This window comes from Shewanella sp. ISTPL2 (assembly GCF_013283205.1).
Classification (GTDB): Bacteria; Pseudomonadota; Gammaproteobacteria; order Enterobacterales; family Shewanellaceae; genus Shewanella; species Shewanella oncorhynchi.
Window position 1 is genome coordinate 27323 of the sequence record NZ_JAAPAV010000002.1, and the last position, 20720, is coordinate 48042.

Consider the following 20720-nt stretch of genomic DNA (forward strand, 5'->3'; position numbering starts at 1 on the left):
GTATCGTGCATTCTTGTTCAGCACTCTTGAAATATCGCTGCATTAGCGGTGGGTATTCAGAATATCATTTAGGAGATAAATCATGCGGATAGCCATTGCCATTGACAGTTTAGCGGGTGGCGGAGCCGAAAAGGTCATGATTACCTTAGCCAAGCAATTTATTCGCTTAGGGCATGAGCCGCATTTTTTAGTCATGGAAGATAATCGCTATTATGAAATCCCAGATGACTTACCCATTCATCAATGTTTTGCCCCTAAGGATAAAGATTTCGACCATTTTGGGCGATTGAATGCTTCGGTTAACAAACTCAGCGCAAAAATCGCGGAAATTGAATCTCAAGTGGGCAAGTTTGATTTGTTTTTATCAAACTTAGATAAAACCAATTTGATGATGACCAAAACCGGTGTTTCACCGCTTTATGTCATAGTCCATTCTTCTGTAGAAGAAGAGTTGAGCCGCCAATTTAAACTGGGACCGTTTGCTTATTTCAAGAAGCTAAAATCCAAAAAAGCGCTCAATGGCCAGCATTTGATTACTGTCTCAAATGGCATTGCAAAGGAGATTAAAGATAAAGGTCGTTTGCATCCAGCATCTATGCAAACTATCTATAATCCATTTGAATTTAACGAAATCACATCTCAATCACAGCAAGATAATCCGCAAATCCCTCAGGGAGATTATCTTATTCATGTCGGTCGCTTTGCTAAGCAAAAGCGCCATGATGTGTTGTTTGAAGCCCTCAAGCTCACGCAAAATCAACTTCCTGTCGTGCTCTTGTGTCATAACCACAAAAAAGCGATAAAAGCAGCGAAAAAGTTTGGTATTGAAAAGCGATTAATTATTCCCGGTTTTCAAAGTAATCCTTTTCCATGGATTAAGCAGGCTAAGGCATTAGTGCTCAGCTCTGATTTTGAAGGTTTACCGACAGTCTTGATTGAATCTTTAGCTTGTGGGACTCCTGTTGTGAGCACTGATTGCCCACATGGACCCAGTGAAATTTTAACGGGGAATTTAGTGCCTTATCTCGTGCCGCGTCGTGATCCCAAAGCGTTAGCTAAAATGATAGACGAGGTTGTTAGCTTGCCGCCATCCCTCGAGCAGGTTGAGATTTTGGCCAAAGTCGATGCGACCTTAATTGCCGAACAATATTTAGCATTGGCAAAATAATTTATTCGTTTGTGTTTTAGGAGCATGCTTGTGGAAGAAGCCAAACAAGCCAAACAAGCCAAAAGACGTTATTTATTTTACATAGCGCAAAACTATTCCTATGCGATGTTAAGGCCACTTCAACAAGTCATTTTGGAAAGAGGTGATGAGGTTAGCTGGTTCTTAGAGGGAAATGAGGTCGATCCTAAGTTTTTAAAAACCGATGAACTGCGCTTGCAGAGCATCGATGCTGTGAAAGCGTGGAAACCAGATGCGGTATTCGTCCCTGGGAACGTTGTCCCTCGTTTTATTCCTGGGGTTAAAGTGGGCGTATTCCATGGATTTAATGCGGGTAAAATGAATCATAAGGGCCGAGAAGATCACTTCGAAATCAGAGATTGTTTTGATTTGTATTGTACCCAAGGCCCTGCGACGACTCTGCCCTTTCTGAAACTAGAGAAAAAGTTTGGTACTTTTACTGTCGTTGAAACGGGATGGCCTGCGCTCGACCCCCTATTTCTTGAGAATAAAGATAATCCCTATATCAAAGCTGATGACCCAAGGCCAGTAGTACTCTTTTGCTCAACATTTTCCCCAAGTTTGACCTGCGCACCTGTGGTATTTGAGCAGATTAAAGCCCTGTCGCAAAAGAGCCAATGGCGCTGGCTCGTGCAATTTCATCCAAAGATGAACCCTAAGATTGTTGAGCAGTACAAGGCTTTAGAAAACGAGAATTTACAGTTTGTTGAAACTGATAATGTGATCCCTTTGTTGCAGGCGGGGGATGTGATGTTGTGTGACACTTCATCGATTCTGTTGATGTTTTTAATGCAGCGAAAACCAGTGGTGACCTTTAAAAATCAGTCACCGAAAGATCATTTAATCGATATCAGTCGGGTTGAGGATATTGAATCTGCATTAACGCGAGCACTGAGTCGTCCTGATGATTTGATGGCGCACATCCATGATTATTGCAATCAAATTCACCCTACGGGCGATGGTCAATCTAGCCAGCGAGTTTTAGCCGCAACAGATGCTTTGATTGATAAAGGCACAGATTGGCTAAAACCTAAACCATTGAACTTGTTGCGCCATTTTAAGATGCGGCGCAAGCTAGGTTATTGGAAGTTGTTTTAGCTAGTTGTCGTTACTTATGGGCCGATATTGAAATATCGGCCCATTTTGTTAGCCTTGCAGTTTCGTTTCTTCAACCAGTTTAAAGATGATTTCTTGCATATTTTTCTGGAAATCTTCAATACTGTGGTTTGCTTTGATGTAGTCAACTGCCTTAACCGCGAGTTCTTGTCTTAGTTGTTCGTTTTCCATCAGATGGCGTATACCATCGACAAATAAATCGACTTTATCAAAACCATCTCCGAGCACTGTACCTGTAAATACGCCAAATTGACTCGTCAGCTCGTCGGGGTCACGGCAACTGACGAGAAGGGTGCCATAAGATAACGCTTCTAAGAAAGAAATTGGTAGAGCTTCGTGAATTGAAGTGTTGACTAAAATTTTAGCATCTTTGATTAGCTGGTTTTTTCGATCGCCTTCTACATGCCCTACAAAATGTAGGTTGGGAATATTTAGGTAGTCATTCATGATGGACTGATTTTTCTTTGACTGCCTAAATGACTGACCTAACATGAAAAATTCATATTCAGGCATCAGTTTAGCTATCTCGCAAAATAACCAACCACGTTTGACTGACTCAATTCGTCCCAGAAAGATAATGTGATTTTTCTTCGGGTGTGCTTCTACATCGAAATTATGATCGATCTCGATAGGATTGGGTAAATATTTGATTTCTGTTTTATCATCGAGATTGTAGAGATCTCTGGCTTTACGATCTAAAAAGCGTGCCTGAGAAATAAATGAGACTTTCCCTGCCGCCCAAAGGTCATGAACAAACTGATAAATATTACTGTCCCAATAACTTTTCTCAGGGAAAAGTTTTACGGTATTAATTTCATCCCATTCATAATCAGGTCTTGGATCTTGAACCCAAAAGAGGAGTTTTTTATCAATATTGGGGATAGTTTTTAGAATACGATATGAGTGGGTTGTCATTTCTATTGACAGAAATATATCGTAATTCTTCTTTTTCAGAAACCTAATATTAAGGAAATCCATAAACTTAGCCGCTAAGCGGTAAACTTTAATGCCATCTATCATATAGCGACGAGGTATTAATCTTTGCTTGCTGCAGTCTTTTTTTATCAGCACTTCTACTTCAATATTTTCGTTGGGTAAGTGTTTGGCGATTAAGTGGCGTGCTAGAAAACCGTATCCACCATACACTGTTCCTGTACCACCAAAGTACTCATCAACTAATAAAGCCACTTTAAGCTTACTCATTACTACCCCAAAAAATCATTTATTGCTAATTCTACTTAGGTAGAATTATTTGATGGGAAGTATTTTGATATTTTTCAAATAGACTATCAATGAATTTATTTATTCATAAATACAGAATGGTTAACCTTATAATAAACTGTTTTATCGATGTTCAATAATAGTAATTATACAGGCTAAATGTATTGTATTTCTGTGTGTTATCACTCTTTGTTTGATGCATTTGTTAATGCATTGTGTTTTCGGGGGCTAATTCAAATGAGCCGTCATACTGTATCAGAGTGTAACAGGTGTTGGAGGTTAAGTAGAAACTCTACTTATATTCAATAGAGTTTCTACTTTTTACCGTATAAAGATATTTATTCGGCTAAGTCAAAATATTGCTTTGCAATATTTTGACTATCTACGGCTTTAAGAATAGCAAGGTCTTCAAGCGATGGAGGCGATGCCAGACATTCCAGAGCCTTTTGTGCCAACAATGCAGGTTGGCGAACGGGAACCAAATATTTAGCTAAATGTCCGGTAAGGATTTCATTCGGGCCGTGAGGGCAGTCAGTGCTTACGACGGGGGTGCCACAGGCCAATGACTCAATGACTACCGTTGGCAAGCCTTCAAAATCTGAGCTCAGTAGCATTAATTCTGCGTTGGCAATCCAAGCATAGGGATTATGTTGAAAACCGGGTGTGATAATTCGGTGCTCAACACCGTATTTTTTGGCTAATTTACGCGCTTTATTTGGTCGATTACAGAGAAGCACGAGTTTAGGTGCTGTCGGCATATCCCTCAATGCTTTGAAGAGAATGTCATGGCGCTTTTGACGAGTGACTCTACCCACATGGATCATATAAGGCTCATTGGGAATTTCGGCGATAACTTCTTGAGTCTTAATTTTTATTTCTTCTAAGCGAAAAGGGTTGTAGATGGTTTGCACGCTCTGGGGTTTTAACCAAGAAGTGGCTCTGAGTTCGTCGGCAATACCATTTGAGACTGTGATGATTTTTTTGCCGATCAGAGCCTTGGCTTTTTTCCATCTGCGCCAGAAGTGTACTGGACCGCGTTTTAACTCCATCAATAACTCTTGTTTTAACGCACAATGACAGAAGTAGTAGCAAGGATCGAAATGACAGCCGGAAACAACAACATCGCAGTCAGTTGAATTACTTAGAAAGAGTGAAAACTTGCCCGTTTTTTCGGCGGCGCTCACTTTAGCTTTGAGTTGTTGTATCTGCTCCTGTAGCGAAGGTTTTTGACCCGCTTCAAACAGATAATGAATGGTCACATTTTGCGGAGGTATAAAATCGCCTTCCCTGTGAAACACAAACAAATGCACATCTTGTCCTGCTTCCTGTAACACTTCTGCCTGCGACAAGGCGACTTTCACTGTGCCGTTGGAGAAAAAGTTATGGCAAAAAATCGCGATTTTCTTCATATATGCTCTTCTGCGTGTCTTCAAACGTCGTTTTTTAAACCTAACACTGCTCAGTGTATATCGTTAAACAGGGGGAGCAACATTGTATGTGGTCGGTTTTAATTTCGTGCAACATTATACCTGTTCGTGCCTTTACATGGGCTTAATCAATAGCGTTCTTGCTTATTTTTAAGTTTTTTATCGGTATTTAAAGTCGTTTTTGCTGCGATTATTCACTCGCTTGGCTAAAACGAGTAGACTGGCGAGCAATGATTTTTGGCATCCATGTGAGTTGAGTCAGCAAAGTGCATACAAGAGCTATTTATCCAGGAACTTTTGATCCTATCACCAATGGTCATGCCGACTTGATTGAGCGTGCGGCTAAACTGTTTAAACATGTGGTGATTGGCATTGCGGCTAATCCTTCCAAGCAGCCTAGATTCACCCTTGAAGAGCGAGTTGAATTGGTCAATCGGGTGACTGCTCATTTGGATAATGTCGAGGTGGTGGGGTTTTCGGGGTTGCTAGTGGATTTTGCCAAGGAGCAAAAGGCCAGTGTACTTGTGCGTGGGTTACGCGCGGTATCCGACTTTGAATATGAATTCCAATTAGCAAATATGAATCGCAGATTGAGCCCTGATCTGGAAAGCGTGTTTTTAACGCCTGCCGAGGAAAACTCATTTATCTCTTCAACCTTAGTAAAGGAAGTCGCTTTGCATGGTGGCGATGTGAGCCAGTTTGTTCACCCTGAAGTAACGGCTGCATTGGCGGCAAAGCTTAAGTTGGTTAAACCTTAGATTTTACCTGCGAACTAGATAGTTTTTACGTAGGAGTTTTGTGTTAACTTTGAGGCATTGTTGCCTTGTGATGATACTTAAAAGGATGTTATGAAGGCTTTTTTTCCCCCCACGATCCTTGCTACTAGCATTGCCTCTGGCCTGTTTTTTTCTTCAATGCTTGCTGCTGCACCTTGGGTCGATGCCTCTGATATTTATCTTAGAGCTGACATTCAAGCACTTGCTGATGCGGGTGTGATCACTGTGCCTGTGAATACTTATCCATTGATGTGGTCAGGCATTGGTGGTGATTTAGCGAAAATTGAGCCTGAGCTGCTTTCTCCCTCTTTAGTACAAGCCTTTGCACGGGTTAATTTTTATTATCAAAATGCTGTCGATAATCGTGGTAATGCACGGATAAAAGTATCGGCAGCATCTGATCCTGCTCGCTTTCAACATTATGGTTCTGGCTATCGCGAGAAAGGTGAAGTGCTGGGCTCCTACGAGTATTTAGGATCGCGTGTTGCTTATAAGGCGACGGTGGCAGAAACCTATGATCCGCAAGATAATAAAAACTTCCGCCTTGATGAGTCTTATTTTGCCATCATTTTTGGCAATTGGATCGCAACCTTAGGCGCGGTTGAGCAGTGGTGGGGACCGGGGTTTGACTCGGCTCTACATCGTTCTAATAACGCCCGCCCTATGTCATCGTTAACCTTGAGCCGTAACAATGCCGCGGCTTTTGAAACACCTTGGTTATCTTGGATTGGCCCTTGGACCTTTAAAACCGGATTTAGCTTAACTGAAGTGGATCGTGCTGTGCCTAAGACGGCTGAGTGGGATATGCGCTTAAGTGCAAGACCGATTAAACAGTTAGAAGTGGGATTGTCTTGGTCGACCTTATTTTGTGGTGAGGGCCAAGATTGTAACTTTGACTCTTGGTGGGATTCGGTTGCGAGTAATGCTGTTTGTATCGATGGTACAAATGATTGTGCGCCGAATGAGCGCCGCGATGCAGGCCATAGAACTCAAAGTATTGATATGCGTTATGCCGATACTTTGCAGGATATCCCTGTTGGATTATATCTCGAACATAGTTGTGAAAATGGTAGTGACTGCGGCTCACTTTGGGGGATTGATACCCATTTTGGCACATCGGGTAAGCAGTTTAAGTTGTTCATGGAATATTCGGACACCTATGTAAAATGCGATGGTGATAGTGCCAATTGTTTCTATGAGGATCCTGTCTATCTGAGTGGTGCTCGCTACTATGGTCGTGCTTTGGGTTCTACCTATGATAGCGATGCACAAGTGTTCGTGGTTGGATTAGTTGGCCAGTTTAATAACAGCCGTGGTTTTACCTCGTTGCTGCGTTATGCGAAGCTGAATAAAGATGGCTCCAATGTGGCGAACACTTGGGCACCACAACCGCCAAAAGAAGATTTATTGATGCTGGAGCTTTCTTACCGTATGCCTGTGTGGAAAGGCATGTGGAGCTTAGGTGGAACAGTATCGAGATCGGAATTTGAAGTTCAAGAAAATGATACAAATGCCACGCTATTTAGCAGTTTTGAGTATCGTTTTTGACAGATATAATTGATTAAATAACGAAAAATGCCAAGCACTTGCTTGGCATTTTGGCTTATAAATAACGCAATATTAGCGTGTTTGGCAAATGCCACAAAATACTGTGGTGCGCTGGCCTAAACGGATTTCACTCAGCAAGTTACCGCAGCTTGTGCAGGTTTCACCGCCGCGACCATAGACATGCAGTTTTTGGGCGAAGTAGCCCGGCTTGCCATCGGCATTGGTGAAGTCTTTCAGCGTGGTGCCACCCTGTTTAATGGCGTGGGCTAAGATTTGCTTCACTTCTGCAACTAAAACGGTCAAACGCTCGATATCGATTTTACCTGCTTCGGCCTCTGGGTGAATGCCCGCCGCAAACAGGGCTTCATTGGCGTAAATATTACCCACTCCCACCACTATATGATTATCCATCAGGCAGAGTTTGATGGCCTTTTTCTTGCCCGCTAAAGCTGCCGCTAATTGTGCGACATTAAAGGCATGGGTCAGTGGCTCTGGCCCCAGTTTGGCGAGTAATGGATGCGCTTCTTCTGGGAGTTCACACCATAGCCAAGCACCGAATCGTCTTGGATCGTTAAAACGTAAAATGCGGCTGTTGGCGAGCACTAAGTCGATATGGTCATGCTTTTCCACTGGGGTATCGTGGGGCAAAATCCGTAAACTTCCCGACATGCCTAAATGCACTATGCTAGTACCCGCGTCAGTGTCGATTAACAGATACTTAGCACGGCGTCGCACTTGGCGTATAACTTGGCCGATAATCTGTTTGGCTATGTCAGGCACAGGCCAGCGCAACGAGCCATTGCGGATCACAAGATCAACTACGGTTTGCTCGACAAGGTAGGGGGCAATACCCTGACGGGTGACTTCAACTTCTGGTAATTCCGGCATGGATTCTTTCTTATCTTAAGTAAAATGGGGTGGCATTTAAGTTGCGGGTTTCGCATCGAGGATCGGTTGCAGTTTAGATCTTAAACTCGGTGGTACTAAATACCAATTACCTGCGGGAGACTTTAAGGCGCCTTCATTGGGAAAATAGATCCACAGTTGAGCATCGCGGATATCTGCAATCTGTATAACTAATTCTTGCGGATTATCTGTGGTTTCTGGCGCGGCGGTTAAGGGGGATACCCGTATGGTTTGCCACGCCTTTGCCCATTCATCACAGTTGAGGACTTTAGTGTCGCACTCCCATTGTGATGCTTGCTTGTGCAGCCATAACCCGTCGAGTTGCAGCTGTGAAAGCGGTGCATTATCGTCAAACAGTCGCTGAGCATCACTCGGAACATTATTGGTTTTGTTATCCATAAAAGTCAGCACGGCGACCATAAAGGCGCAGGCGACTATGATGATGTTATTCCATTGCTTACGAGTTAAGGCCATAGAAATGTGTGACGCTAAGTATGGGGTGATGCTTCGAGTTTATCACGGCCAAATTGAGATGCTAGCCCTTAAGCGATGGAGTGGTGATGCTTAACCGCCTGTGGCGTTCATAAAGCGTAGGATTTGTACCTGATTATTGCCAAAGTCATGCTGCTTAGGTTTGAGATTAATTCCCGCGAGAATAGCGACTTTTAATCTTTCAATATCAGCCGGAAATTCCCGGACTATGCTTTTGAGATCAACGGCATGTTCATTGCCTAAACATAGCAATAATTGGCCTTCGACTGTGACGCGCACGCGATTACATTCGTGGCAGAAGTTGTGGCTGTGGGGCGAGATAAAGCCGATATGGATTGGGCTGTCGGCCATAGTGTAATAACGTGCTGGGCCGCCGGTACGTTTGTTGGAAAGCTGTAGCGGATAGTGACTATTGATGATGGCTTTTACTTCATCGCTGCTGCAATGACGGGCGCGTTTCCGCTCATCCATTTCGCCAAGCGGCATTTCTTCGATAAAGGCGATGTCTAAGTTGCGGCCACGGCAGAAATCAACTAAATCAATAACTTCATTATCGTTCTGTTGTTTTAAAATCACTGCATTAATCTTGATACGTTCAAATCCCGCCGCAATAGCCGCATCAATACCATCGATGACTCTGTCTAATTTGCCGTTACGCGTTAGCTGAGTAAACAGTGTGGGGTTTAAGGTATCTAGGCTGATATTGAGGCGCTTTAATCCTGCATCAAACATGGGTTTAGCGAATTTTGTCAGCCTTGAACCATTAGTGGTCATGGATAAATCCGTCAGCCCAGGCAGTTTGCCAAGCAGACCCACTAGCTGGTCGCAATCGGTGCGAACTAAGGGCTCACCGCCGGTCAGGCGAATTTTAGTCACACCAAGCTCGGTAAAGGCTTGGGCAATCCAAGCTAATTCTTCGAGGTGGAGTACGTGGTCCTTTGGCAGAAAACAGGGATCTTCCGTCATGCAATAAACACAGCGAAAGTCGCAGCGGTCGGTGACCGAGAGCCGTAAATATTCGACCTTACGGCCAAAGGAATCCACAATTAGACTCATAAAAACTCACTGGATCCTAAAGCAGATCCGCAAAGGGTTGAATAAATACAGTTTCACCTGCATTCACGGCTTCTGCATCATCCCCTATGATGATGAGGCAATTCCCTTTAACCATTGAACTTAACATTCCGGAACCTTGGTTGCCCGTACTACTCACGTGTAGGCGTCCATCTTTACCAAGTTGATAAATCCCGCGAATAAATTCGGTGCGACCTTGACGGCTTCGTAGAGTTTCATCACTTATTGCAGGGAATAGCTGCGCTTGCCAATTCACTTCACCTGCTAATTTTCGTAAAGCGGGCTGCACAAATTGCAGGAAAGACACCATGACTGCGACTGGGTTGCCAGGTAGCCCGAAGAATAAGCTGTCATTCACTTTACCAAAGGCGAGTGGCCGACCCGGACGCATGCTAATCCGCCAGAAATCAATTTTGCCGAGGCGTGCAAGCACGGTTTTAATGTAGTCCGCATCGCCGACAGACACGCCACCCGAGCTAATGACGACATCAGCAAGGTTGGCGGCTTTAGCGAGAGTTGCTTCAAGGGCGGCTTCAGAATCTTCGATAATGCCTAAATCGATAACGTCACAACCGAGACGTTTCGCCATTGCTTTGATGGTAAAGCGGTTTGAGTCATAGATGCAGTTAGTTTTGAGTACTTCACCGGGCTGGCTCACTTCATCGCCGGTGGAGAATACTGCAACAGTTGGGCGGCGATATACGCTCAGGTGATTGAGCCCGAGTGAGGCCAGTAAACCTTGTTCTGCGGCGCTTAGGCGAGTGGCTTTTGCAAGTGCGACTTGGCCTTGAGCAATATCTTCTCCAGCGAGGCGAACGTGTTGGCCAGAAAGAATGCGGCCTTCAAAGCTAACAATGCCATCGACTTCCTTGGCAAGCTCTCTGGGCTGCACAGTATCGGCACCTGCAGGCACTGTTGCGCCCGTCATGATACGCACGGTCTCGCCGACTTTAAGCATGCCCGAATATTGATGACCGGCAAGAACCTCTCCCACCAATTTTAAGGTGGTAGGCATGGGGTCTTGATAGACAAAGGCGTAGCCATCCATCGCCGAATTGGTTTGTTGTGGCACGTTGACGGGAGAAATGCTGTCGCTGGCTAGTACGCGGTTATCTAAGGCATCTAACTCAATGTCTTCAATCTCTGCCACAGGTGATACATGGGATAAAATCTGCGCTAAACCTTGGCTGACGGTAAGGTTTTTGTTGTCGCCTATGGCGCAGGCATCCACGGCCGAAATGGGGTATTGGAGTGGCGCTTCCCAGTTTTGGGTGTACTCCATCACAAAATCGGCAATCTGGCTGATATTGTTGAGATCGATTCGGCGCAGCTCACTCGGGAGTGCGTCGTTTGGCAACTGAGTGTCATCGCAACAGGCGATGGCGAGGATATTCTCATCTTGGGTGTAGATAAAAGGTTTGCCGTGGGCGGCGCGGTGCAATTCAATTTTAGGTAATGCGAGCTTTTTAAAGCCTTCGACGAGGACAATATCGACTTTGTCGGCTTCGATTTGCTTGAGTAAATGGACTAACTCAGGATCGCCATCGCGCGCATCTTCTGTCATCAGCGCCCAGCGTACATGGGAGGCAACCAGCATTTGTCGTGCGCCCGCTTTACGCATTTCGTAACTGTCTTTGCCGGGAATATCTACGTCGAAATTATGGTGGGCATGTTTGATTACGGCTAAACGCAGGCCACGTTGATTTAATTCGGGGATCAATTGCTTGAGTAAGGTGGTTTTCCCCGTGCCACTGTAGGCACAAAATCCGAGAACGGGAATAGCGAGCGGATTGACGAAGGGGTTACTCATTTGCACCTCTAATTTGGGTTATTGGAGCCTTTTTAGCTACTGGGTGATTTCTATCGCTAGTCGTTGTTTTTGTTCTGGCGTATTTACATTCACAAAAGCATTGGGCTGGTCGGCGAATGACGCTACGACGAAGTGATGTTTGATATACCAAAAGTCCACTTTACGCTCACCCGCCTCAAGAAACGCTTTCATCGAGTCACGTAAGCTAGGTTTTAAGAGTAAAACAACGGGTTGTTCATACTCACCGTCACTGGCGACAGCAATCTCGGCCTTTTCTGCTTCAATTGCTGCCAACATACGCGGAACAAGGTCGAGTGGCAGGAGTGGACAGTCGCAGGGTACTACCAATAAGTAGTCTGCATCTGTTTGGCCCATAGCGGTGATCATACCCGCTAAAGGTCCGAGGAAACCACTATGCTCGTCACTTATCACCTTAAAACCGAACTCAGCATAACGTGTTTGGTTACGATTTGCGTTGATCAGGATCTCCTTAACCTGAGGTTTTATTCTATCTATTGTGTGCTTAATCATGGCTTCGCCGTTTAATTCGACGAGACCTTTATCGTCGCCACCCATGCGACGGGCCATACCACCGGCGAGAATAACGGCATCAATTTGCGATGACATACAAAGGCTCCTGTGCTGGCAAAGATTCAGGCTGTTGATAAGAGGTCATCACGCGCTCACCTTCTATGTGCCACTGTTGTTCGCAGATGGCGGTTAGCGCGCAATTCTGATGGCTACTCAGTAACATTCCTGTGCCTTCGTGTTTGAGTTGTTGGATCATTTTTAATACTAGCTCTTGGGAATCCTTGTCCATATTGGAGGTGGGTTCATCGAGCATTAATAGTTTAGGTTGTAGGATCCAAGCGCGCGCAATCGCGAGGCGCTGTCTTTCGCCACCAGAGAGATTACTGGCCCTTTCGTGCAGCAGCGACCCTAGCTGCGCCATCTCAATTGCTTGAGTAATCCGCTGTTTCGCCTTGGCTTTTGTTTCTGAGCTGAAATTCAGCCCATAGGTGAGATTATATTCTACTGTGCCGTCGAACAAATAAGGATGTTGGTGCAGATAAACAGCCTTACCTAACAATGGATTGCGTCGCCACCAAGCATTTTGGGCAAAACCGACAGCCTCAATATGACCTTTGGTTGGTGGCATTAAGCCCGCCAGAATTTTCATCAAGGTTGATTTGCCTGTGCCATTGTCGCCTTGCAGATAAATCACATCTCCTTGGCAGAGCGATAATACGTCGGCTTTGAATAACAGGCGCGCACCAAAGGACATTTCTACGTCACGGGCGATCAGTTTGACCTTAGTCATTGCTTAATGGCTCCTTGGCATAGCTTTGCCGCGTAAACTACCTAAGGCAAAGTTGAGGATCAAGGCCAAGATTAGCAGCACTAGCCCGAGGGCGATAGCTTGGGCGAAGTCACCTTTGCTGGTTTCAAGTGCGATTGCGGTAGGAATATTACGGGTCACGTTTAAAATATTGCCGCCGACCATCATAGAGCAGCCGACTTCGGTCAGAATGCGACTAAAGGCCGCGACAATCGCCAGCAGTAAGGGCATGCGCAGTTCTCGGCATACTGTCCACACTGCACGGCACCAAGAGGCACCTAAGGTGCGTGAGGTTTCCCAAGCTCTGCGATCAACGCTAGTGAATGCGGCTTGGCTCATTGCAATTAGCACGGGGGCACAGATGAACATTTGCCCGAGAATCATGCCTTCTTGGGTAAATAACCACTTTAGATCGCCCAGAGGACCGTTGCGCGTTAGCAGTAAATACACGAGTAGACCGATAACAACTGTAGGGATTGATTGCAGAGTTTGAACTAAGTTAGTGACTATCCATTTGCCGCGAAATGGCGCAAACGCCAACACAAAGCCGAGCACCATGGAAGGAACAAGCGTGATCAGCAGTGCCGCGAAAGAAACCGAAAACGAGATCGAAATGATGGACCAAACGTCAGGGTCTAAAGAAAACAGCAGGCTTAACGCCTGCTGTAATAGTGCTAGCCAGCCGTCGTTCATTCGCTATAAGTTGCCTTGAACAATTGCTCGCCTTCAACTTTGAAGCTGTTGATCATGCTTTGACCTTCTTTGCTGATCAACCAGTCGCTGAATGCTTTAGCGCCTTTGTGGTTCAGATCTGGGTATTTAGCAGGGTTGATGAGAATGACTTGGTATGGGTTGGCTAAGGTTTTGCCACCATCGAAATCAACGGCAAGATCGAGCTTAGTTTTATAAGCAACGAAAGTACCACGGTCAGACAGAGTGTAACCTTGCATTTCGTTTGCCATCAGCAGGGTTTTACCCATGCCTTGACCTACTGAAGTATAACCTTTGAAGTTAGGAGTAACATTTGCCGCTTTCCATACTTCTAACTCTTTGATGTGAGTGCCTGAATTGTCACCACGAGAGATAAAAGGCACGCCTGATTTTGCCATTTTAACGAAAGCTTCTTCGGCTGTTTTGCTGTCACGGATTTTTGCTGGGTCGTTTTTAGGGCCAAGTACTACGAAATCATTTTCCATAATGCCACGGGGCTCAACACCAAAACCATCGGCTACGAATTTAGCTTCGGCGCTAGGCGCGTGAGTCATGACTAAATCCACGTCACCTTGCTCACCTAGTTTCAGGGCTTTACCTGTACCTGTGGCGATGACTTGAACCTTGTAGCCTGATTCACTTTCGAACTTAGGTAACAGTTCTTTCAATAGGCCTGAGTTTTCTGTGCTGGTGGTGGTGGCTAACTTGATAATTTCAGTCGAGTGAGCGGGTAAAACAGTGAACATACTGGCTGCAACAACCAGTCCCAGTAATGACTTCATATGAGATTTCATGTTTAGCATGGGTACTCCTTGGCGGAAAATAGGATTCCAACTCAAATGCCTACTGAGTGGAAGGTCTCGTAAATTGTAATACGTTCGGTTGAAAGCAAGTTAGATGCCAAGCTGAGAATGCGGTCATTTTCTTCACAGCTTAACCTAATTTGTGAGCTTGATCCCAAGCTTAACAAATACTCTACAGACAAATTGTCTCAGGACAAACTTCTGATGGTTCATAGTGACCTATTCATCTATTTTCAGTGCTAGAATTGGTCGCAAATGAGTCAAAATGTCCAGAAGCAGACAATATGAGCCAGATAGATAATAACCTCAAGCCTCTTCCATCGGCAGTATCGGTACTGATTGTTGATGATGAACCCGGAATGCGGAGTTTTTTAAATAAGGCACTCTCGAAGAAATTTGCCTTAGTCGAAACGGCGGGCAGTATCGAAGATGCGGAGCAGCTGCGTAGCCGTTGCCATTTCGATTTGCTTATCGTCGACATTCGTCTGCCTGGTCGTTCGGGTATCGAATGGCATGAAGCGTTGGATGAGCAGGGGCGTCGTTCGGACATCATTTTTATGACCGGCTATGCTGACATGGAAGTCGCGATTACCGCGCTACGCGCTGGTGCGTCTGACTTCATCATGAAACCTTTCCATCTCGAACAGATGATGACTGCGGTCGATCGCTGTATCGAACGTCGTCTGCTTAAACGTGAAAATTTGATGCTGCGTCGTGAGGTTTCAATCGGTTATTCATCGACCATTATTGGCAGCAGTGAAGCCATGAAGTCGGTGAAACATATCATCGAACGTGTGGCGCCGACCAATGCCGTCGTCTTAATCCAAGGTGAGTCGGGCACGGGTAAGGAATTAGTCGCACGGCAATTGCATTTGCTTAGTGGACGTCAGGGACCTTTTGTCCCAGTTAACTGTGGCTCTATCGCCCCTGAACTGCTCGAAAGTGAATTGTTTGGCCATACCGCCGGTGCCTTTACGGGTGCGAAAGGCAATCGTGAAGGTTTATTCAGTTTTGCTTCTGGCGGGACGATTTTTCTCGATGAAATTGGCGAAATGCCACTGAAAATGCAAACGGCTTTACTCCGAGTATTAGAGCAAAAAGCGATTCGTCCTGTGGGCAGCGAGAAAGAAGTGAACATCGATGTGCGAGTGATCGCGGCCACTAACCGTACTCTGATTGATGAAGTGGATTCAGGGAATTTCCGTCGAGATTTATATTATCGGCTGAATGTGCTAGATATTTTAATCCCGCCATTACGTGATAGACCCGAAGATGTCGTGGAGTTAACCCATCATTTCACTCGCCAACTTGCCGCTGAATTAGGGGTAAGAGAAGTCGTGTGGAGCCATGAAGATATGGTGAAACTACAGCAACACGAGTGGCCTGGTAACATTCGTGAACTGCGCAACATGATTGAGCGTTGTATTTTGCTGGGTAAACCGCCAGCGGAATATTGGAAGCAACAGCTGAAGAGTGAGTCTTTATCCACATCGGGTTATCCATTGGATTGGCCATTGAAAGACGTAGAAAAACACCATGTGACCAGTGTTGTGGACTTACATTCTGGCAATAAGTCTGCCGCGGCGAGGGATTTAGGCGTTTCGCGTAAGACCTTAGATCGCAAGTATAAAGAGTGGTTTGATTTTAGTGGCGAACAGGAGTCATAGGGTGTCATTCTTCACTCACTTTTTTGGTGTCAGTTGGCAGCAAATGCAGGCCAAGGTGCGCTATCGCATATTAATCCTGACGTTACTGCCCATTCTACTGACACTGGTGAGTTTAGTGTTTATCACTATTTACTGGAACATCAGTTATACAGGTAAGCAGCTGTTTATGAAGGTTAAAGCTGACTTATCTGTTGCCGAAAACACCTTGCAGCAAGTGCAAGTACGCCAAGAAAAACAACTTGAACGTGTGGTGACGTCTTGGACTTTTCAAAATGACTTTAGGCCACTTTTCAGTGGTAAAGAATTAAGTGGCGAAGTCAGCTACCGAGCCAGTATTGATGCTTTTCTTCTTGAACAGAAAAAACAGCTAAATCTCGATTATTTGCGTTTAGTTAGTGTTGCCGAAGCGGCCGCAGACCCCGATTTACGCCAAATCCTTCCTAAGTTAGACGGTTTATTACCTTACTCCGGCTTGATGGTGCTGCCGCCCGAGCGTTTAGCACGTATCGACCCCGAATTGGCTATCACTGCGAGCATTCCGATAGTTGCAACCTTGCGGGCGCAGAGCCCCGTTAAAACCGTTGAAGAACGTGGTTTATTGAGCCGTAGTCTATTGCCCGTCCCTGATATGGAAGGCAAAGTGGCTTGGTATCTCGATGGTGGGATCTTGTTTAATCGCGATACTCGAATTGTCGACCACATTCGTGATCTGGTATACGACAAAGGCACCTTGCCCGAGCGTTCCATCGGTACTGTGACCATCTTCTTAGATAACATCCGTATTTCCACCAACGTGCCGCTGCATTTTTATCCCACAGGCAATGAGACGCTGGGCCGCGCGCTTGGCAGTTTAGTATCGGAGGAAGTGAAAGACAAAGTGTTAACTCAAGGTGAGCAGTGGGTCGATCGCGCTTTCGTATTTAACGATTGGTTTATTTCCGCTTATGCCCCCTTGGAAGATGTTCGCGGCCAACGTGTCGGTATGATCTATACCGGCTTTTCTGAATCGCCATTTATCCATAATTATTTACTCAATATCATAGAGCTAGGCACGATTCTAATGTTAGTGCTGTTGGTCTCTGGCCTGCTGGTTTATCGCGGTGCTTATAGTTTATTGCAGCCAATTGAACGTATTCACCATGTTGTACAAGCTGTGCAGTCGGGGCGCAATATTCGTATCGGCGCCTTAGGATTAGATAGGGATAATGAGTTATCGAACTTAGCCGAGCAATTTGACAGTATGCTTGACTTGCTACAGCGTCGAAATGCCCAAATTCAAGCGGCGGCAGAACAGCTTGAAATGAAGGTTGAAGAGCGTACTCGCAGCCTGCAGGATAAAACCTTAGAGCTGCAACGTAACGTGGCGTTACTAAACGAAACGCGTCAACAGCTCGTCACTAACGAGAAGCTCACAGCTCTTGGCGAATTGACCGCAGGTATTGCCCATGAAATCAATAATCCGACGGCCGTAATTCTTGGCAATATGGAATTACTGCGCTACGAACTTGGTGATAATGCTGAAGTAGTAAAAGAAGAAATTGATTTAGTCATTCAACAGGTTGGGCGGATCAGCACTATCATCCGCAGCCTGTTGCAATACAGCCGACCTGGCGAATTCAACGCACCACTAGAAATGCATCCGATGACTCCTATTATCGAAGAAATGTTGGTGTTGGTGCGACATTCGATTCAAAAACAAGAAGTCGTGCTTATCACTGAGTTGAACGCCAGTTGTCCAGTACAAGTCAATCGACCTCAACTGCTGCAAGTGTTGATTAATCTTGTAGTAAACGCGGCGCATGCGATGGACGGTAAAGGACGTATTTGGGTGCGAACCTATGACTGGGTGCAGCAAGATATGCCGATTGGCGTCAAAATCGAAGTGGAAGATGAAGGCTCAGGGATAGCGCCAGAGCAGCTTGGACGGATTTTCGACCCTTTTTATACCACACGTAAGGATGGCACTGGTTTAGGTCTTTCGCTCAGTTACGGCATTATCAAGCGGATTGGCGGTACGATAGAAGTAAGTTCAACTTTGGGTAAAGGGTCTTTATTTACCATAGGTTTGTATCATGAAGCGAAGGAAGATCAGCAAAATAATTCCTACGATGGCTTACACTTTGCGGGCAACTACAGCGATATGTCTGCAGATTAGTCTTATCCCGTTAGATAGGCCGTGTGTTGTATTTGGCTGATTAGGTTTGAATTAAAATATGTCGAGCGATTGCTAGCTTTGCATTACTGATTTTTAGGCAAAAAAAAGCCGGATGATGAGTCCGGCCACAAAGAGTGTGTGTGAGCAATGTCGTGCTTGCAAACTCAGGAGCTCCATAACAACGTCGATTACCAGTCATCGTTGTTAAAGATGAGTTTTGGAACGCACGTTAACGATAATCATTCTCAATTGTGTTTGCAAGCTATTTATTGCAAAAAGTGCACATCTTTACAAATATCGTTTTGCCCTCATCCATTAACGGTTTAGATCGACTTGCACAGATACAGTTTATGATCGACTAAGCTTTTAGGATCGGCTGTCAGTTCAGTAATTAAATATTGATTACTGATCAATAAATTAAGCATCGCAGGGAAGCGGTTCAGCGTCTTCACTTGAATATGATTATATCCTTGGCGGCGCGCCCAAGTTTCTTGATATTCGAGTAGACTCTGCGCTAAGCCTAAACGTCTAAAGTCGGATGCAACGCCACCTAACCAGCTATAAAATATGGCTTCTTCTTGCTCGTAACCCAGTTTAAACCCTGCCAATTCACCTTCTACATATGCGACTAAGATCAAACATGTCTTGCCCTGTAAGCGCTGGTCCAACACTTCGTTTGTGAGTGGGTGATCGAGCTCAGGGATTTGTTGGCTAAGTTCGATAAGCTGAGCGGCTAACTCGGGAGTCAAACTTGACTCTGCTTTAATTTCAATAGAATACATAGTTTACTCTCATAAAAAATCAGCCCCACTCGCGCGTTAACAGGAGCAGGGCTGAGCTATTAACTGGTTAAATTATAACAGGTCTGGCCAGTTGGGTTAATTAGGAAATTGATTCTTGCGGATTGGCTCGCAAAATCTTGTCCTGTAAGACTTTTAGCAAAACACCGTATGCCGGTAGGAAAAGGCCTAAGCTCACGATTAGCTTAAAGCCGTAATCGACTGTAGCGATTTCGGGCCAATTGGCTGCCATAAAGCTATCGGAAGAGGCGTAAAAGGCGATACTGAAAAAGACTAAAGTATCGACCAGATTTCCGACTAAGGTTGAGGCGGCTGGGGCGACCCACCAAGAGCGACTGGCTCGAATACGGGCAAAAACCTTAATATCCATCAACTGACCAATCAAATAAGCCGCGAAGCTGGCAAAGGCAATTCGGAACACAAAGGTATTCCACTGTGCAAGTGAATCAGCACCTTGAAAGCTGCCTTGATGGAACATCACTCCCATCACGTAGGAAATCATCAAAGCGGGAATCATAGCTTTGAGTATGATGCTGCGTGCGGCTTGTTGGCCAAAAATACGGACAGTGAGATCTGTGGCTAAGTACACGAACGGAAAGCTGAATGCCCCCCAAGTTGTGTGGTAGCCAAACAGTTGAAATGGCAATTGTACTAAGTAGTTGCTGACGCAAATAATCAGTATGTGAAATCCTACTAATAGGAATAAAGCGCGGCGAAGCTGCGCTGTGGTTAACATTAACATATGTGGCCTTTTTAGTTGTGTAGGGCGGGGTGAGGGAACCCGCTAATATTCAATTTATTATGTTTACGACTTTATTGCCGGTGACAGCGTGCTGAAATCGGGTCGCCATTATAGTGGTCGAGTTTTAAGATGCAAGTCTGCTGTTTAAATGTGCACATAGAATGAAAACTCTTCTACACTTTGAATACGTCGAAGGAGGATAGCCATGAGACGATTTTTTGCTACTTTTTGCTTATTTTTAGCTGTGTTACCTGTGTCTGTTTCCGCCGCTCAGCCGATAGTGGTCGATGTAGCAACGTCAACTTGGGAGGGATTTGCCAATCGTGATAAAACGGGTTACTACTTCGAGTTACTTCAGCGGATTTTCCCTGAGCCAGAATGGCAACTCAATGTGCAGTTTATGCCTTTTGCCCGCAGTTTATATCTTGTTGAGCACAATCGTACCGATATCACGCTCAGCGTTTACAAGGGTGATATTAAAAAGGGGCTATTAACAGAGAATATGGTTGAAGTGGACTCTATCGATGTGGCTGTTACTCCCGAGGTGGCAGCAGGCTGGACCGGTATTGAAAGCCTATCCCACAAGAAGGTTCAGGCCATGCTGGCCTACAGATACAATATGCTGACACCTGTGCCTATGTATTACGAAGAAAGTAGCGATATGTTGACTATGCTCAATAGCTTAAATGCTGGACGTATAGATGCCGTGCTAGATTACAAACCTAATTTGCTTACGTTTGTTCCTAAATTAAAGGCGCCACAAAATTTTGTGATTATTCAAGGTGTACTCAAGGCCGAAACCTATTTTGTTTTCGCTAACACCGAGAAAGGCCAGATGTTGAAACAACATTTTGACCTTGCACATAAGCGCTTAATCGATTCGGGTGAACAGGACAGGCTTTACCTTGAAACGATTGAAAAACGAAGGGCTGATGGCGCTGAATAGT

General features: G+C 45.1%; 19 protein-coding genes. 7 read left to right on the forward strand and 12 right to left on the reverse strand.

Annotated elements, in window-relative coordinates; genetic code table 11:
* Positions 1-82 precede the first annotated feature (82 nt).
* Both HUB64_RS21960 and HUB64_RS21965 read left to right on the forward strand, forming a co-directional pair.
* Positions 83-1168 carry a glycosyltransferase gene (locus tag HUB64_RS21960; RefSeq protein WP_173497801.1) on the forward strand — a complete coding sequence of 362 codons (1086 nt, stop codon included), beginning with the start codon at positions 83-85 and terminating at the stop codon, positions 1166-1168.
* 24 nt (positions 1169-1192) lie between these two features.
* The gene (locus HUB64_RS21965; protein WP_173497802.1) at positions 1193-2284 is read left to right on the forward strand and encodes a CDP-glycerol glycerophosphotransferase family protein; all 1092 of its coding nucleotides are present in this window, start codon (positions 1193-1195) and stop codon (positions 2282-2284) included.
* 48 nt (positions 2285-2332) lie between these two features.
* Here HUB64_RS21965 and HUB64_RS21970 read toward each other — a convergent pair whose 3' ends face one another.
* Positions 2333-3505, reverse strand: coding sequence for a glycosyltransferase family 4 protein (locus HUB64_RS21970; RefSeq protein WP_173497803.1), 1173 nt, complete (start codon positions 3503-3505; stop codon positions 2333-2335).
* Positions 3506-3861: 356 nt separating this feature from the next.
* Positions 3862-4932, reverse strand: a complete 1071-nt coding sequence (locus HUB64_RS21975; RefSeq protein ID WP_173497804.1) for a glycosyltransferase — start codon at positions 4930-4932, stop codon at positions 3862-3864.
* Positions 4933-5216: 284 nt separating this feature from the next.
* Between HUB64_RS21975 and coaD the strand changes: the two genes are divergently transcribed.
* Together coaD and HUB64_RS21985 are read left to right on the forward strand one after the other, a co-directional pair.
* The gene (gene coaD / locus HUB64_RS21980; protein ID WP_105250747.1) at positions 5217-5708 is read left to right on the forward strand and encodes a pantetheine-phosphate adenylyltransferase; all 492 of its coding nucleotides are present in this window, start codon (positions 5217-5219) and stop codon (positions 5706-5708) included.
* Between the two features lie 90 nt (positions 5709-5798).
* On the forward strand, positions 5799-7274 hold the full coding sequence (locus HUB64_RS21985; RefSeq protein ID WP_173497805.1) for a capsule assembly Wzi family protein: 1476 nt from the start codon (positions 5799-5801) through the stop codon (positions 7272-7274).
* 72 nt (positions 7275-7346) lie between these two features.
* Here the strand turns inward: HUB64_RS21985 and mutM are convergent, their stop codons facing one another.
* From mutM to HUB64_RS22025, 8 genes are all read right to left on the reverse strand, one after another.
* Positions 7347-8162 carry a bifunctional DNA-formamidopyrimidine glycosylase/DNA-(apurinic or apyrimidinic site) lyase gene (gene mutM / locus HUB64_RS21990; RefSeq protein WP_173497806.1) on the reverse strand — a complete coding sequence of 272 codons (816 nt, stop codon included), beginning with the start codon at positions 8160-8162 and terminating at the stop codon, positions 7347-7349.
* 36 nt (positions 8163-8198) lie between these two features.
* Complete coding sequence (locus HUB64_RS21995) at positions 8199-8654, reverse strand: hypothetical protein (protein ID WP_105250745.1); 456 nt, start codon at positions 8652-8654, stop codon at positions 8199-8201.
* Positions 8655-8744: 90 nt separating this feature from the next.
* Complete coding sequence (gene moaA / locus HUB64_RS22000) at positions 8745-9728, reverse strand: GTP 3',8-cyclase MoaA (RefSeq protein ID WP_131524425.1); 984 nt, start codon at positions 9726-9728, stop codon at positions 8745-8747.
* Positions 9729-9744: 16 nt separating this feature from the next.
* Positions 9745-11556, reverse strand: a complete 1812-nt coding sequence (locus HUB64_RS22005) for a bifunctional molybdopterin-guanine dinucleotide biosynthesis adaptor protein MobB/molybdopterin molybdotransferase MoeA (protein ID WP_173497807.1) — start codon at positions 11554-11556, stop codon at positions 9745-9747.
* A 36-nt stretch (positions 11557-11592) separates the two neighbouring features.
* A complete protein-coding gene (gene mobA, locus HUB64_RS22010; RefSeq protein WP_113940167.1) occupies positions 11593-12183 on the reverse strand; it encodes a molybdenum cofactor guanylyltransferase MobA in 591 nt (196 codons plus the stop codon).
* On the reverse strand, positions 12167-12877 hold the full coding sequence (locus HUB64_RS22015; protein ID WP_173497808.1) for an ATP-binding cassette domain-containing protein: 711 nt from the start codon (positions 12875-12877) through the stop codon (positions 12167-12169). Before HUB64_RS22015 ends, mobA begins: the two co-directional genes overlap by 17 nt.
* A gap of 3 nt (positions 12878-12880) precedes the next feature.
* Positions 12881-13588, reverse strand: coding sequence for an ABC transporter permease (locus tag HUB64_RS22020; protein ID WP_105250740.1), 708 nt, complete (start codon positions 13586-13588; stop codon positions 12881-12883).
* Positions 13585-14409 carry a substrate-binding domain-containing protein gene (locus HUB64_RS22025; protein ID WP_131524430.1) on the reverse strand — a complete coding sequence of 275 codons (825 nt, stop codon included), beginning with the start codon at positions 14407-14409 and terminating at the stop codon, positions 13585-13587. The genes HUB64_RS22020 and HUB64_RS22025 overlap by 4 nt, the downstream gene beginning before the upstream one ends.
* 284 nt (positions 14410-14693) lie before the next feature.
* Between HUB64_RS22025 and HUB64_RS22030 the strand changes: the two genes are divergently transcribed.
* Both HUB64_RS22030 and HUB64_RS22035 read left to right on the forward strand, forming a co-directional pair.
* Positions 14694-16076, forward strand: a complete 1383-nt coding sequence (locus HUB64_RS22030) for a sigma-54 dependent transcriptional regulator (RefSeq protein WP_173497809.1) — start codon at positions 14694-14696, stop codon at positions 16074-16076.
* Between the two features lies 1 nt (position 16077).
* On the forward strand, positions 16078-18231 hold the full coding sequence (locus tag HUB64_RS22035) for a cache domain-containing protein (RefSeq protein WP_173497810.1): 2154 nt from the start codon (positions 16078-16080) through the stop codon (positions 18229-18231).
* A 323-nt stretch (positions 18232-18554) separates the two neighbouring features.
* Here HUB64_RS22035 and HUB64_RS22040 read toward each other — a convergent pair whose 3' ends face one another.
* Complete coding sequence (locus tag HUB64_RS22040) at positions 18555-19013, reverse strand: GNAT family N-acetyltransferase (RefSeq protein WP_173497811.1); 459 nt, start codon at positions 19011-19013, stop codon at positions 18555-18557.
* 100 nt (positions 19014-19113) lie between these two features.
* Entirely contained in the window at positions 19114-19773 is a 660-nt protein-coding gene (locus HUB64_RS22045; protein ID WP_105250735.1) for a 7-cyano-7-deazaguanine/7-aminomethyl-7-deazaguanine transporter, read from the reverse strand.
* Positions 19774-19978: 205 nt separating this feature from the next.
* Between HUB64_RS22045 and HUB64_RS22050 the strand changes: the two genes are divergently transcribed.
* Complete coding sequence (locus tag HUB64_RS22050) at positions 19979-20719, forward strand: ABC transporter substrate-binding protein (RefSeq protein WP_173497812.1); 741 nt, start codon at positions 19979-19981, stop codon at positions 20717-20719.
* Position 20720 lies beyond the last annotated feature (1 nt).